Origin of the sequence: Nocardia sp. NBC_01503 (assembly GCF_036327755.1) — a bacterium.
Taxonomy (GTDB): Bacteria; Actinomycetota; Actinomycetes; order Mycobacteriales; family Mycobacteriaceae; genus Nocardia.
Map to the genome: position 1 here is coordinate 6,054,728 of NZ_CP109596.1, position 12,778 is coordinate 6,067,505.

At 66.7% G+C, this 12,778-nt stretch carries 16 protein-coding genes; 11 read left to right on the top strand and 5 right to left on the bottom strand.

Annotated features, from left to right (window positions below; all coding sequences use genetic code 11):
• Positions 1–4: 4 nt before the first annotated feature.
• Together OHB26_RS27500 and OHB26_RS27505 are read right to left on the bottom strand one after the other, a co-directional pair.
• On the bottom strand, positions 5–1,003 hold the full coding sequence (locus OHB26_RS27500) for an Acg family FMN-binding oxidoreductase (protein ID WP_330180146.1): 999 nt from the start codon (positions 1,001–1,003) through the stop codon (positions 5–7).
• Complete coding sequence (locus OHB26_RS27505; protein WP_330180147.1) at positions 1,000–1,710, bottom strand: SRPBCC family protein; 711 nt, start codon at positions 1,708–1,710, stop codon at positions 1,000–1,002. Before OHB26_RS27505 ends, OHB26_RS27500 begins: the two co-directional genes overlap by 4 nt.
• A gap of 181 nt (positions 1,711–1,891) precedes the next feature.
• On the opposite strand from OHB26_RS27505, the gene OHB26_RS27510 reads away from it, so the two are divergent.
• The 3 genes from OHB26_RS27510 to OHB26_RS27520 all read left to right on the top strand — a co-directional run bounded on the left by OHB26_RS27510 (position 1,892) and on the right by OHB26_RS27520 (position 3,697).
• A complete protein-coding gene (locus OHB26_RS27510) occupies positions 1,892–2,623 on the top strand; it encodes an SDR family oxidoreductase (protein ID WP_330185802.1) in 732 nt (243 codons plus the stop codon).
• Positions 2,620–3,267: a flavodoxin domain-containing protein gene (locus tag OHB26_RS27515; protein WP_330180148.1), complete on the top strand. Its 648-nt coding sequence runs from the start codon at positions 2,620–2,622 to the stop codon at positions 3,265–3,267. Before OHB26_RS27510 ends, OHB26_RS27515 begins: the two co-directional genes overlap by 4 nt.
• A gap of 67 nt (positions 3,268–3,334) precedes the next feature.
• On the top strand, positions 3,335–3,697 hold the full coding sequence (locus OHB26_RS27520; RefSeq protein WP_330180149.1) for an AMP-binding enzyme: 363 nt from the start codon (positions 3,335–3,337) through the stop codon (positions 3,695–3,697).
• Here OHB26_RS27520 and OHB26_RS27525 read toward each other — a convergent pair.
• Entirely contained in the window at positions 3,684–4,679 is a 996-nt protein-coding gene (locus tag OHB26_RS27525; protein WP_330180150.1) for an Acg family FMN-binding oxidoreductase, read from the bottom strand. The genes OHB26_RS27520 and OHB26_RS27525 overlap by 14 nt on opposite strands.
• Positions 4,680–4,846: 167 nt before the next feature.
• On the opposite strand from OHB26_RS27525, the gene OHB26_RS27530 reads away from it, so the two are divergent.
• From OHB26_RS27530 to OHB26_RS27555, 6 genes are all read left to right on the top strand, one after another.
• Positions 4,847–5,176 (top strand): ArsR/SmtB family transcription factor, encoded by a 330-nt coding sequence (locus OHB26_RS27530; RefSeq protein WP_330180151.1) that lies wholly within the window; start codon positions 4,847–4,849, stop codon positions 5,174–5,176.
• A gap of 95 nt (positions 5,177–5,271) precedes the next feature.
• The gene (locus OHB26_RS27535) at positions 5,272–7,104 is read left to right on the top strand and encodes a phosphoenolpyruvate carboxykinase (GTP) (RefSeq protein ID WP_330180152.1); all 1,833 of its coding nucleotides are present in this window, start codon (positions 5,272–5,274) and stop codon (positions 7,102–7,104) included.
• 2 nt (positions 7,105–7,106) lie between these two features.
• Positions 7,107–8,747 (top strand): SulP family inorganic anion transporter, encoded by a 1,641-nt coding sequence (locus OHB26_RS27540; protein ID WP_442943046.1) that lies wholly within the window; start codon positions 7,107–7,109, stop codon positions 8,745–8,747.
• Positions 8,744–9,127 carry a DUF5313 family protein gene (locus OHB26_RS27545; protein WP_330180154.1) on the top strand — a complete coding sequence of 128 codons (384 nt, stop codon included), beginning with the start codon at positions 8,744–8,746 and terminating at the stop codon, positions 9,125–9,127. Before OHB26_RS27540 ends, OHB26_RS27545 begins: the two co-directional genes overlap by 4 nt.
• Positions 9,128–9,161: 34 nt before the next feature.
• Positions 9,162–9,971, top strand: a complete 810-nt coding sequence (locus OHB26_RS27550; protein ID WP_330180155.1) for an alpha/beta fold hydrolase — start codon at positions 9,162–9,164, stop codon at positions 9,969–9,971.
• A gap of 13 nt (positions 9,972–9,984) precedes the next feature.
• Positions 9,985–10,335 carry a zinc ribbon domain-containing protein YjdM gene (locus OHB26_RS27555; protein WP_330180156.1) on the top strand — a complete coding sequence of 117 codons (351 nt, stop codon included), beginning with the start codon at positions 9,985–9,987 and terminating at the stop codon, positions 10,333–10,335.
• 103 nt (positions 10,336–10,438) lie between these two features.
• Here OHB26_RS27555 and OHB26_RS27560 read toward each other — a convergent pair whose 3' ends face one another.
• Positions 10,439–10,774 carry a histone-like nucleoid-structuring protein Lsr2 gene (locus OHB26_RS27560; RefSeq protein ID WP_330180157.1) on the bottom strand — a complete coding sequence of 112 codons (336 nt, stop codon included), beginning with the start codon at positions 10,772–10,774 and terminating at the stop codon, positions 10,439–10,441.
• A gap of 161 nt (positions 10,775–10,935) precedes the next feature.
• Here OHB26_RS27560 and OHB26_RS27565 point away from each other — a divergent pair, with 161 nt between their 5' ends.
• Entirely contained in the window at positions 10,936–11,292 is a 357-nt protein-coding gene (locus OHB26_RS27565) for a putative quinol monooxygenase (RefSeq protein WP_330180158.1), read from the top strand.
• A gap of 187 nt (positions 11,293–11,479) precedes the next feature.
• Positions 11,480–12,391, top strand: a complete 912-nt coding sequence (locus OHB26_RS27570) for a helix-turn-helix domain-containing protein (protein WP_330180159.1) — start codon at positions 11,480–11,482, stop codon at positions 12,389–12,391.
• A gap of 83 nt (positions 12,392–12,474) precedes the next feature.
• On the opposite strand, the gene OHB26_RS27575 is transcribed toward OHB26_RS27570, so the two are convergent.
• Entirely contained in the window at positions 12,475–12,696 is a 222-nt protein-coding gene (locus OHB26_RS27575; protein ID WP_330180160.1) for a DUF397 domain-containing protein, read from the bottom strand.
• Between the last annotated feature and the right edge of the window lie 82 nt (positions 12,697–12,778).

Consider the following 12,778-nt stretch of genomic DNA (forward strand, 5'->3'; position numbering starts at 1 on the left):
GCACTCATTCGCGGATGAGGGTGAGGATATCGGTCAGCGGCCGACGAGGCGTGGGCGCGGTGTCTCCGGAGTCCGGTGCCACGCCGATCCGGATCATGAGTTGCGGTTTGCCTCGATCGGCCACGAGTCCGGTGAGAAGGTTTCGGCCGGTGGGCAATTCGGTGATGTGGGTGAGGGGGCAGGTGGCCAGCCCCGCCACCGTGCACTCCAGCAGCACCGCCGAGAGGGCCTCACCGGTGCGCAGCCATTCGGTGACGGAGTCGCCCTCCGAACTGAGCACCACCAGACTGGCGTGATCCTCGAGCCCGGTGCGGCGGGCCGAATGCGGGGCGGACGGGAAGGTGCGGCCCACCCCCACCCGCGCGGACTCCGAGTCGGAGATGAGAGCCTCGCGTGGGACTCCCTCGGAATCCCCGGAATGCCCTGCCCACCAGCCGATTTCGGCTTGGTACATCATATCGTGGCGGCGCAGGGCGGTGGCCTGCTCCGAGGCCGCGGTCAGGCGCGGGCGGATTTTCTCGTCGAGGGTTACCAGGTCGAGGTAGTGCGGTGACACCAGCATGCGCAGGCGCGGCAGCAGGGCGTTCCAGTCGCGCGGTGCCTCGAACGGCAGCCGGTCGGTGCGCCGGAGGTCGATGACCCCGGCGCGCGCCACGAGACCGGCCGGCGGAGTAGGCCACGGCCGGAACGAGATCTCGGCCAGGTGACCCGGATTCAGCGGATCGGGTTCGCGCAGGGTATCGGTGTGCCAGCCGCGTGCGCCGAACGCGGTGCGCACATGATGGAGCATGGCCCCGCAGCTGATGATCAGCTGCCGCCCCTGCGGATCCGCGGCGGTGAGCAGCCGGTCGGTGTCGGCGTGCAGGTGCAGTTTGGTCCCGTCGAACACCCAGCGCCACGGCTGGGTGTTGTGCACCGATGGGGCACGGGAAGCCAGCCGCATTGCCGCCAGCATGGTCCGGTGATCGGGAATCGCGAGTGGTGGAATGCTCATAGCGGTCATACATCAAGTGTTCGCGCGGCGGGCGCGGCCGAATACTGGCTTTCCGACCGTGCACCCGGGTCCTTGGTCACCTCGGGGCTCGCCGGCTCGGTGTGGCCCGCGCGCTCGGCGATACCCGACAGCATCTTGCGTTCCATGATCAGACTGCCCGGCTCCATGAACAGCAGGTACAGCATTCGCGCCGGGAGCGGGGAGTCCGGCAGGACAATGCGATTACGACTCACCAGTCGCGTACCACCGGCTACCGGATACAACCCGAACGCCCACACCCAATTGCCATCGTCGGAGGCGAGCACCATGGCCCGCGCGGGCTCCAGCACCGCGACGCGCATACGCGGACCCGAATCGCCCATGGGAAGTACATCGCCGACCGCCAGCTGCTGGAACCGCGGAAGAATGCTGTCCGCGCTGTGCATATCGAGCCCCATCAGGTTCTCGATCCAATCGTAGGTATACGCCCCACCACGACCCGGGCCCATCTGTACCAGCCACGGCCAGATCTGTTCCGGCGCTGCGGCAATGGTGATCGCGCGGGTGGTCACCGTGGTGGGATCGGTGAGTAGATCGTCCCCGGGCATAGTGCGTTCCACCTCCGCCGCGGTCGCGCCCCAGGTGCGGCATGCGGTCCGGGCCAGCACCGGATATCCCACCGCGAGCCCGGTCAGCGCCGAAGCGATTCCGACCGCGACCGCCACCGTTTTCCTCATCACGACACTCCTTCGATCGATGCTCATCCCGATCCTCTGGCGTACGACCGGTTTCGCGGCAGTGCCGGAGGTCACCGGTGTAGTGGACCGAATCGGTGACCTTCGGCCGTCACTCTCGGCGGGCGAACGCGGGATCGTCGATCACAACAGCGAATTCGAGTTCGAAACGGAGGACGTGATCGTGAGCTCACTGGTAGGTAGAAGCGCCATCGTGACCGGTGGTGCCCGCGGGATAGGTGCGGCGATCGTGGCCGCGCTGGTGAAGGAGGGATTCGGCGTGGTGATCGCCGATCTGCTCGATCACGAGGGCGCGGAGTTGGCGAAGAACCTCGGCGACATGACCAGATTCCATCACCTCGACGTCACCATCGAGGATGACTGGAAGCGGGTGATCGACTGTGCCGAAGGTGAATTCGGTCCGCTCGAAGTCCTGGTCAACAATGCCGGGATCGTCACCTTCGGCACCGTGGAGTCGGAGCCGCCGGCCCTGTTCCGGCACGATCTGGATGTCGACCTGTACGGTGCGTGGCTCGGAATGCATTACGCCGCACCGCGACTGCGCGAGGCGGGCGGGGGAGTGATTGTCAATATCTCCTCGACGGCGGGCCTGATCGGCTATGCGGGTATCGCCGGATACGTGGCCGCCAAATGGGGTCTGCGCGGTCTGACCAAGGGCGCGGCCCTCGAGCTCGGGCCTGCCAAGATCCGGGTGTGCTCGGTACATCCGGGACCGGTCCACACCCCGATGACCGCCGCGCTCGATGAATCGATGGTCCTGGGCCAGCCGCTGCCCCGCTTCGGAGAACCCGAAGAGGTCGCCGCCCTGGTGCGTTTCATCGTCACCGAGGGCACCTTCTCCACCGGTTCGGAGTTCGTCATCGACGGCGGCGCCACGGCGGGACAGACGTTATGAAAGGCCGGATACTCGTCGCGTACGCGACCCGCTACGGATCGACGCGCGAGATCGCCGAAGCCATTGCGACCACCCTGCGCGCGGCGGGGCTCGCGGTGGACTGCCGGGATATGCGTGAGATCCGCGCGATCGACGACTACCGCGGCTTCGTCCTGGGCGCACCGTTCTACTTCGGCCGATGGCCGCGCACCGCGCACCGCTTCCTGAACCGCTTCGGCCCGGTGCTGGCGCATCGCGATGTCGCGGTGTTCGGTACCGGCCAACTCGATGCGACGCGACCGCCGACCCCCGAGGTCCATGCCCAAATGGACTCGCTCGGAACGCATTACGATTGGCTGCACCCGTTCGCCACCGGAGTGTTCGGCGGCAGCTACAACCCCCAGCGCCTCACGGGCATGTACCGCGTACTGCTCCACCTCCCCGGTTCCCCGCTGCGCGGACAGTCCGCCATCGACCTGCGCGACTGGACCGAGATCAGTGCCTGGGCATGCGATATCGCGGCGATACTGAAATCCCATGTGGCCCAGCCCATCACCCCGACCGTGGAACCGGCATCGAGTTCACGCGCGGACGCCCCCCTGTCGATCATTCGCGAATACGTCAAGGATCAGCAGCCGGCTCCGGAGCAACGAAAGGACCATTGATCACCCGACCGGTGACGGCCGAGAGAGCCCGCGCCGCGTTGCGGGCCATCGTCTTTCGATCGAGGCCATGGAGCCGATCGTCGCGGATCATCCCGCGGTGGCCGAATACGCCGTCATCGGAGGTCGAAACGCGCGTGGGGTCGGCTGCCCCGCGCGCTGGTGGTCCTCGGGTCCGGAACCCACCGCTGACCGGATGCGCGCGGATCTCATGGCCGCCGTCCGTCACCGTATCGGCCCGGTGGCGGCCTTGCCCGCCGTCGATATCGACTCCGCGCTGCCCAAGAACCGTGCGGGCAAGGTGCTGCGAAAGGCCATGCGGGCCATCGTCGATGGCCCCGCCGAGCCGGTCCCGGCCGCCATCGGAGCCGCCTGTTGCCGGAGCGGTCCCAGGCGGCCTCGGGCATGCGGTCGCGGTCCTAGCGGAAGGTGAGGATATCGGCGATCGGGCGGCGGGGTGTGGCGGACGGCCGGTCGTCCTCGGGTGTCGTGCCGATGCGGATCAGAACCTGCGGGAGGGTGCGGTGGGGGAGGAGATCGGCCAGCGTGCGCCGGGCGGCCGGAAGTTCGGTGATGTGGGTCAGGGCGCAGGTGGCGAGTCCGCGGACGGTGCACTCCAACAGCACGGCCGAGAGCGCCTCGCCGGTGCGCAGCCAACGCGACGGTGTCTCGTCGGTGGTGCCGAGCAGCACGAGTTGCGCGTGGTCCGTCATCTCCGCGCGGCGAGCGGAGTGCGGTGCGCGCGGGAAGTCGCGTGCGATATCCACCCGGGCCACTTCGGCGGAGGACGGCAGTGCGCTCTCCGGGACCCCCTCGCTGATATCGGTATGCCCTGTCCACCAATCCAATTCGTCGCGGTACATCATGTCGTAGCCGCGCGCTTTCGCGGCCTGACCCGATGCCGCCACCACCCTGGGACGGGCCTCGGGCGCGATGACCTCGAAGGCCACATCGTGCAGCATGGTGAGCGCGCGCAGGGCCGGGGCCACGGCGGCCCACCCCGTCGGCTCGCTCATCGGCAGCCGGTCGCTGTACCTGTGCTCGATGGCTCCGGCCCGCGCGAGGATCGCCGCCGGTGGATCGGGCCACGGTTCGAATCCGATGGTGGCGATCAGATCCGGACGATCCCGATCGGGCAGCCGGGTGACTTCGGTATGCCAGCCCAGCGCGGCGAATACGGTGCACGCGTGGTGCAGCACCACACCGCAGCTGATCATCCACTCACGTCCGTGCGGGTCGGTGGCGAACAGCTGCCGATCGGTATCCCCGTACAGCTGCAGCCGGGTGCCATCGAACACCCAGCGCCAGGGCTGGGTGTTGTGCAATGACGGTGCGCGGGAGGCGATTTCGATTGCGTCCGCGACGGTCTCGCGGTCCGGCGCGAGGGTTGCGCGCTGGGTGTTTGCACTGGTCATACCGAAAGTCTGGTCCGGTCATGATCGAGTCGATACCGCCCTTCCGCCCGTCTCGAAGGGTCTATGGTCACAGCCGGTGCGCTACGTTGGTTGTGCTGCTTGCTAAACTCTGCAAGTGGCGGGCCGGTCGGCGCGCCACCGCGCACTCGACGGAAAGGTGGCTCGCGATGCCGGGTTTGAGCAGGCCCCTTTACCAAATGAAGGCCGACTTCTTCAAAACGCTGGGCCATCCCGTTCGGATCCGGGTCCTGGAGCTGCTCAGCGAACGTGAGCACGCGGTCTCGGAGATGCTGGACGAGATCGGCGTGGAGGCGGCGAATCTCTCCCAGCAGCTGTCGATTCTGCGCCGCGCCGGCCTGGTGGCCGCTCGCCGCGAGGGTCTTTCGGTCACCTATGAACTCACCTCACCGCAGGTGATCGAGCTACTCGCCGCCGCCCGTGCGATTCTCACCGGCGTTGTCGCCGGTCAGGTCGAGGCGCTGGAGCAGTCCGCCTAGCCTGCCCCCCGGAGATCGCACCGGGGGTACCCCGTACCCACTGATTGCAGACTTTCTAAACTAGATACCTAGTAGCTTCGTGAAGGAGAGAACCAGTGACCGACCACCCTGACGCCGTGGTGACCGTGCAGGCGCCGACGACCCATACGGGCATCCTGTCGTGGGTGACCGAGGTCGCCGAGCTGACCGCGCCCGAGAGCATCGTGTTCTGTGACGGCAGCCGTGCGGAGTGGGATCGGCTCACCCGTTTGCTCGTGGACCGGGGCACTTTCGTGCCGCTGGCCGCGAAGCCGAACTCGTTCTGGTGTGTCTCGGATCCCGATGATGTGGCGCGAGTGGAGGACCGCACCTTCATCTGCTCGGAGAACAAGAGTGATGCGGGTCCGACGAACAACTGGGTCGATCCGCTCGATATGCGGACGGTGATGACCGAGCACTATCGCGGTGCGATGGCCGGGCGCACGATGTATGTGATCGCGTTCTGCATGGGGCCGTTGGACGCGGCCGACCCGAAATTCGGTGTGCAGATCACCGATTCGGCGTACGTGGCGGTGTCCATGGCGATCATGGCGCGTTCGGGTGCACCGGTGTGGGAAAAGCTCAGCGAGGGAACGGAATTCGTCAAATGCCTGCATTCGGTGGGGATGCCGCTGGCCGATGGACACGCCGATGTGGCGTGGCCGTGCGACAAGACCAAGTACATCGCGCATTTTCCCGAGTCCCGCACGATCTGGAGCTACGGCTCCGGGTACGGCGGCAACGCGCTGCTGGGCAAGAAATGTTTCGCGCTGCGGATCGCCTCGGTGCTGGGCCGCGACGAGGGCTGGCTGGCCGAACATATGCTGATCCTGAAACTCACCTCACCGCAGGGTAATTCGCATTACATCGCGGCGGCGTTCCCGTCGGCGTGCGGTAAGACCAATCTCGCCATGCTGGAGCCGACGCTGCCCGGATGGAAGGCCGAGACCATCGGCGACGATATCGCCTGGATGCGATTCGGGGCCGACGGGAGACTGTACGCGGTGAATCCGGAGGCCGGATTCTTCGGTGTGGCACCGGGAACCGGTGCCAGGACCAATCCCAACGCCATGGCGACCATCGCCCAAGGCAATTCGATCTTCACCAATACCGCCCGCACCGATGACGGTGACGTGTGGTGGGAGGGGATGACCGACCAGGCCCCCGATCACCTGACCGACTGGCACGGGCAGGATTGGACGCCGTCCTCGGGAACCCCTGCCGCGCACCCGAATTCGCGCTACTGCACCCCGATCGAGCAGTGCCCGTCGGTCGCACCGGAGTGGAACGACCCCACCGGGGTACCCATCTCGGCGATGTTCTTCGGTGGCCGCCGCGCCACCACCATCCCGCTCATCACCGAGTCCTTCGACTGGGAGCACGGGGTTTTCACCGCCTCGGTGCTCTCATCGGAGACCACCGCCGCGGCGGCGGGACAGGTGGGCGTGGTGCGCCGGGACCCGATGGCCATGCTGCCCTTCCTGGGCTATCACGTGGGTGACTATTTCGCGCACTGGCTCGCACTCGGCGCGGGCGCGGATCCGGCGAAACTGCCGAAGATCTTCCAGGTCAACTGGTTCCGCCGCAGTGCCGACGGCAAATTCCTGTGGCCGGGCTTCGGCGATAATGTGCGCGTGCTGAAGTGGGCGCTCGAACGCCTCGAAGGCACTGCCGAGGCCGAGTGGACCCCGATCGGGTACGTGCCCACCGCCGATGCGCTCGATCTGAACGGCCTCTCCGACTCCTACACCGAACTGGCCGCCGCGGCCCTCGAGGTGAATACCGCCGAATGGGTCGCCGAGACCACCTCGATCGATGAGTGGTACGCCACCATCGGCGGCAATCGTCTCCCGGAAACCCTGCGCGAACAGCTCGCCGCGTTGAAGTCCCGCCTGGCTCGAAAACGATGACAATGCGTGCGCTGCTGCCGAATTGGGCGGAGTGGAGACCGGCGGTCCGCGCGCCCGGCGCGGATCTGCTGTCGGGGTTGATCGTCGCGCTGGTGGCCTTGCCGCTGGCGCTGGGCTTCGGCATCAGTTCGGGCATGGGCGCTGCCGCCGGGCTGGCCACCGCGGTGGTGGCGGGTGCGGTGGCCGCGGTCTTCGGCGGCTCACGCTTTCAGGTGTCGGGACCCACCGGTGCGATGACCGTCGTACTGGTACCGATCTTCCACCGGTTCGGGGGGAGCGGGGTGCTGGCGGTGGGGCTGCTGGCCGGCCTCGTACTGGTGGTGCTCGCGATCGCCGGGGTGGGCAGGGCAGTGCGATACATGCCCGCCCCGGTGATCGAGGGATTCACCGCCGGGATCGCGGTCGTTATCGCCCTGCAACAGTTTCCGGCGGCACTCGGTATCGCGCACGCCGACGGCGAGAAGGTGTGGCAGTCGGGGTTCGACGCCGTGCGCCAATACTTCTCGCACCCGAACCCCGCGTCACTGGTGACCGCGCTGGTCGTGGCCGCGGTGGTATTGATCGGTGGGCGATACCTGCCGAAGCTGCCGTTCGCGCTGCTCGCGGTCGCCGTCGCCACGATTGTGACGCGGGCCGCCGGTCTCGATCTGAGCCTGATCGGGACGATTCCCTCCGGATTGCCCGCTCCCAGTATCGGATTCGTGCACCTCGATCAGTTGGGGTCGCTCATCGCGCCCGCACTGGCGGTGGCCGCGCTCGCCGCACTGGAATCGCTGCTCTCGGCCACGGCCGCCGACGCGATGGCGGTCGGCACCCGGCACAATCCCGACCGGGAGCTACTCGGTCAGGGCCTGGCCAATATCGCCGCACCGCTGTTCGGCGGAGTCCCCGCCACCGGAGCGATCGCGCGCACGGCGGTGAATGTGCGCTCGGGCGCACGCACTCGGCTGGCGGCACTCGCCCATGCGGCGGTGCTGGCCGGAATCATCTATCTCGCAGCGTCATTGGTGGCACAGATCCCCGTCGCCGCATTGGCCGGAGTGCTGCTGGCCACCACCGTGCGCATGGTGGAGACCGCATCGCTGGCCGCGATCGCCCGGGCCTCCCGGGGTGATGCGCTGATCATGGTCGTCACGTTCACCGTCACCGTCGCGCTCGATCTGGTGACCGCCGTCGCCGTCGGTGTCGGGATCGCCCTGCTGCTCGCGGTCCGGTCGGTCGCGAAAGAGGCTCGGCTGCAACAGGTCCCACTCGACGATGCGGATCATGTGGCCGAGGAGCATGCCCTGCTGCACGAGCACATCGTTGCCTACCGCCTCGACGGTCCACTGTTCTTCGCCGCCGCCCACCGGTTCCTGCTCGAATTGGCCGAGGTATCCGATGTGCGGGTGGTGATCCTGCGCATGTCCCATATGAGTGCCCTGGACACCACCGGCGCACTGGTTCTCAAGGACGCCATCGGCAAGCTGGAGCATCGCAATATCACCGTCCTGATATCCGGGCTGCGCGCCGACCATCGTCGTCGCCTGGCCGCGGTCGGCGCACTGCCCGGCGGCGGGGAGACACCCATCTTCGACCACACACCCGATGCCATCGCGCTCGCCCGCGAGTACGCGTCCCGCCCCGTAGGAGCCGCCCGGTGACTTCCGACCGCACCACACCCACACTCGCCCAGCGGATTCGGTACATCTGCGGTGGGACGCTGCCGCCGTCGATGCGCGAATGGGTGATTCGGGATCTGACCGGTCCGGGCGCCGCGCGCCGGTATCTGCTGCGCATTCTGCTGCCGATCATCCCGCCGCTCTGTCTGTTCCTGCTCATTCCCGGTCCGCTGTGGATGGGGCTGGCGATGATGGCGCTGCTGTACCTGCCTCTGATCTACTTCACCGTCGCGCTCATGTACGTGTTCCGTCGGGCTCGCCTGGCCAAGCACGGCCTCGACCCGACCCTGGTCGATGCCCGCGAGCGTGAGCGGTCCGCGACCGAGCGGGAAGAATACGAACGCCGTCACGGCCGCGCGTGAATCGTTGTCAGCACACACATACGGAAGAAGAAGCATGCCTGTTGCCGCATTGAATGGAATCCAGCTCAGCTACGAGGTGACCGGGAACGGTCCATTGGTGGTGCTGGTCATGGGTTCCGGGAGCCCCGGACGGGTGTGGCGCACCTATCAGGTGCCCGCTCTGGTCAAGGCCGGGTTCCGGGTGGCCACCCCGGACAACCGCGGGATCGCACCCTCGACCGAGAGTGCGGGCGGTATCGCCATGGCGGACCTGGTCGGCGATACGGCCGCCCTCATCGGGCATCTGGGCGGCGGGCCCGCTCATATTGTCGGGACCTCCATGGGTGCGCGGGTGGTGGCCGAGTTGGCACTGGCGCGCCCCGAATTGGTCGGCAAAGCGGTCATGATGGCGGCGACGGGCCGACCGGATCCGGTCGCGCAGATGTTGAACAGGGGTGAGCAGGCGCTGATCGACAAGGGCGTGGAGTTGCCGCCGGAGTACGCCGCCGCGATCAAAGCGATGCTGAACCTGTCACCGCGCACCCTGACCGATCCCGGCAAAGCGCAGGAGTGGCTGGACATCTTCGAGTACACCGCCTCGGGTAAGGCGTCGGCCGGGGTACGGGCACAGCTGGGCATGGATCGTTCCCGCGATCGCCTGGCCGACTACCGCCGAATCGCGGTGCCGAGCCTGGTGATCGGGTTCGGCGACGATCGCATGGTGCCAACGGTTTTCGGCCGGGAGGTCGCCGCGACCATCCCCGGCGCCCGATATGTCGAGATCGAGGACTGCGGGCATTACGGCTACCTCGAACGCCCCGATGACGTCAATGCCGCGATCATCGAATTCCTCACCGCCAGCTGAAAGGGCCGAACCAGTGAGCACCGCACTACCTCCGTGTCCGGCGTGCGCGAGCGAGTACACCTACGAAGTGGGCGGGCTGCTGACCTGCCCGGAGTGCGCCCATGAATGGACTGTCGAATCCGGGAATGGCACTGACACAGGTGATTCCGTGATCCGCGATGCGGTCGGCAATGTCCTGGCCGATGGTGACACCGTGACCGTGATCAAGTCCCTGAAGGTCAAAGGCAGCCCGACCGGTATCAAAGCGGGTACCAAGGTCCGCAATATCCGCCTCATCGACGGAGTCGGGGACCACGATATCGACTGCAAGGTCGACGGCATCGGCCCGATGCAACTCAAATCGAGTGTGGTCAAGAAGATCTGACGAAGCCCGGTCGGCGCCCGCGTACTGATCGCGGGCGTCGTGGCGGATGACCCAGCGAGTTGGCGGGGTCATCCGTTGCCGGGGCGAAGAGCCAGGCGGAGTCTTATGCGGCGGCCTTGTTGTAGGCGGCGACGACCTGCGCCGACACGCGTCCACGGCTGGAGACGTCGAATCCGTTCTGGCGCGCCCAATCCCGAATCGCCTGGGTCTGCTCGCGGTCGGCCGCCGGGCGGGGCTTGGCGACCTTGTCACGGGGTCCGCGTGACACCTTGCGGGCGTGGGCGGTCCACTGCTCGAATACCCCGCGCAGCGCGGCCGCGTTGAGCGTGGACAGATCGATCTCATAGTCCATGCCGTCGAGGGCGAACTGCACCGTCTCGACCGCAGTGGACGTCCCGTCGTAATCGTCCACCATCTCGACGATGACCTTGCGTGCCATGTAACAAGCCCTTCTTTTATGGGATCTTGCGAACGACGCGAATCGTAATGCCCAACGGGTCGATGCCAGGACATCGGAGGGTGCGGACCGGCGAGGTGTCGCCGTGGCAGCTCCGTGTTGTCGGCTACCGGATCGAAACCGGAGGCTGGTGAAATACGGTCATGAGCTTTTTCGTGCGCGCCCGTTTCGATGTCCGAGCTGGTCGGCAGGCCGAGTTCGAGGAGGCCGCGCTCGCACTGCGGGCGCAGGCCGTCGCGGAGTCCGAGACTCTCCGATATCGGTGGTTCTCGACCGTGCCCGGCAGCTATGTGGCTATCGAGGAGTACGTCGACGCCGACGCGGCGATGACGCACAACGAGCGTGGCGCACACTGGCTGGAACGCATAGGGGAGTGCGCGGATCTGGTCTCCGCGGAGATCTACGGACCGATCGGCCCCTGGGTGCGCGAGTGGGCCGCCCCCCGCCCCCAGGTAACGCTCTACCCGGATTTCCCCGCCCCCACCGATTCGAACCCCTAGCCGTCGCCGCATCCGGAATCGCGCACCCGCAATCTTCCAGCAGCCCAGAGAATCCGAGCCGCACATGGGTACCGTTCTGGCTGAATCGCCTGTCGGGCAGGTGATTCCAGGCGTGATTCACGGTGTGTCCGGTCTCGGCTTGACGCGGCTGAATCAACGTGATTCGATCTGAATCATCATGTTTCCAGTGAATCAGCCGGCAGAGGGCGCGACCGAGGCGGCGGCGATGGCCGCGGAATCGGTTGCGTGCCAGTCGCACCCGCGCCAGCAGTTGGCCGCGGAGCTGCGCCGGTTACGGGACATGGCGGGGATCTCGGGGCGGGAGTTGGCCAAGCGAGTCGGAATCAGTCAGTCGACCCTGTCTCGAATCGAGGCCGGCCGCGTGGTTCCCCCGCTTCCGCAGGTGCTCGAATGGGCCGAAGCGGTTGGGGCGGAAGGGGATACGCGGGATTTGTTGCGCAGTCTGACCGAAGCGGCGCACTCACCCGAGGTGCAGGACTGGGCGTCCTCGCTCGCGGAACGACCGCATCTGCAGGACGATGTGCGGGCATTCGAGCAGGACGCGCACCTGGTGCGGAACTTCCAGCCCGCACTGGTGCCGGGTCTGCTCCAGACCGCCGACTACGCGCGCCGGGTGTTCGCGACCTTCGATCCGCCCTATGCGCCGGACGCTCTGGCGGCCGCGCTCGCCGCGCGCCTGGATCGTCAGCGTGTGCTGTACGACCCCGCGAAGCGCTTCGAATTCCTGATTACCGAAGCGGCCCTGCGGTTTCGGCCCGGTCCGCATCGCATACTGCTCGCCCAGTTGGACCGGATCATCTCGATCGAGACCCTCGATACGGTCACCATCGGGGTGATTCCGCAGGATATCGAGGCGAGCACCACGATCCCGCACGGTTTCGTGATCTACGAGAACGAGGACCACGCGCTCGCCTCCGCGGAACCGATTCCGGGAAATATGGTGACGCGTGGACCCGAACTCGTCGACGCTCATCGCCGCCGCTGGGTGGCTTTGAGTCGAATGGCTTTGTTCGACAACGATGCCCGCGTATTTCTCGCCGAACTCCGGGACGAAATCCAGCGCATCACAACCAATTGACCATTTTCCAGCGGCCGTCGAGGGGTCGGCCGCATGTGGGGGTGGTGGTGTCGCAGCGAATTCGCTGCGACACCACCAGCACATCAGGCGCCGAAATCGAATTCCCCCGCCCGCACCCCCGACGTGAACGCCCGCCATTCGGATTTCGTGAACCACAGCGTAGGGCTGTGCCGATCCTTGGAGTCGCGCACGGCGATCTGGCCTTCGTGGTACGCGACCTCGACGCAATCGCCGCCGCCGTAACTGAAGCTGCTCTTGGCGAACCTCGGCCCGCGGTGCTCCCCGCGAATCATATTGCGATTCATGGCATACATTCCTTCCCCCGGAGGGCCACTCCCCATGGCCCTGCACGTACATCACTTACGACCAACACAGTGCTATCCGAAC

Excerpts from the sequence above, each read along its gene's own strand:
- OHB26_RS27550 (WP_330180155.1), top strand. The coding sequence starts at position 9,162 with ATGCCTGTTGCCGCATTGAATGGAATCCAGCTCAGCTACGAGGTGACC.
- OHB26_RS27540 (WP_442943046.1), top strand. The coding sequence starts at position 7,107 with ATGCGTGCGCTGCTGCCGAATTGGGCGGAGTGGAGACCGGCGGTCCGC.
- OHB26_RS27525 (WP_330180150.1), bottom strand. The coding sequence starts at position 4,679 with ATGACCAGTGCAAACACCCAGCGCGCAACCCTCGCGCCGGACCGCGAG.
- OHB26_RS27515 (WP_330180148.1), top strand. The coding sequence starts at position 2,620 with ATGAAAGGCCGGATACTCGTCGCGTACGCGACCCGCTACGGATCGACG.
- OHB26_RS27575 (WP_330180160.1), bottom strand. The coding sequence starts at position 12,696 with ATGAATCGCAATATGATTCGCGGGGAGCACCGCGGGCCGAGGTTCGCC.
- OHB26_RS27530 (WP_330180151.1), top strand. The coding sequence starts at position 4,847 with ATGCCGGGTTTGAGCAGGCCCCTTTACCAAATGAAGGCCGACTTCTTC.
- OHB26_RS27560 (WP_330180157.1), bottom strand. The coding sequence starts at position 10,774 with ATGGCACGCAAGGTCATCGTCGAGATGGTGGACGATTACGACGGGACG.
- OHB26_RS27520 (WP_330180149.1), top strand. The coding sequence starts at position 3,335 with ATGGAGCCGATCGTCGCGGATCATCCCGCGGTGGCCGAATACGCCGTC.
- OHB26_RS27500 (WP_330180146.1), bottom strand. The coding sequence starts at position 1,003 with ATGACCGCTATGAGCATTCCACCACTCGCGATTCCCGATCACCGGACC.
- OHB26_RS27565 (WP_330180158.1), top strand. The coding sequence starts at position 10,936 with ATGAGCTTTTTCGTGCGCGCCCGTTTCGATGTCCGAGCTGGTCGGCAG.
- OHB26_RS27505 (WP_330180147.1), bottom strand. The coding sequence starts at position 1,710 with ATGAGGAAAACGGTGGCGGTCGCGGTCGGAATCGCTTCGGCGCTGACC.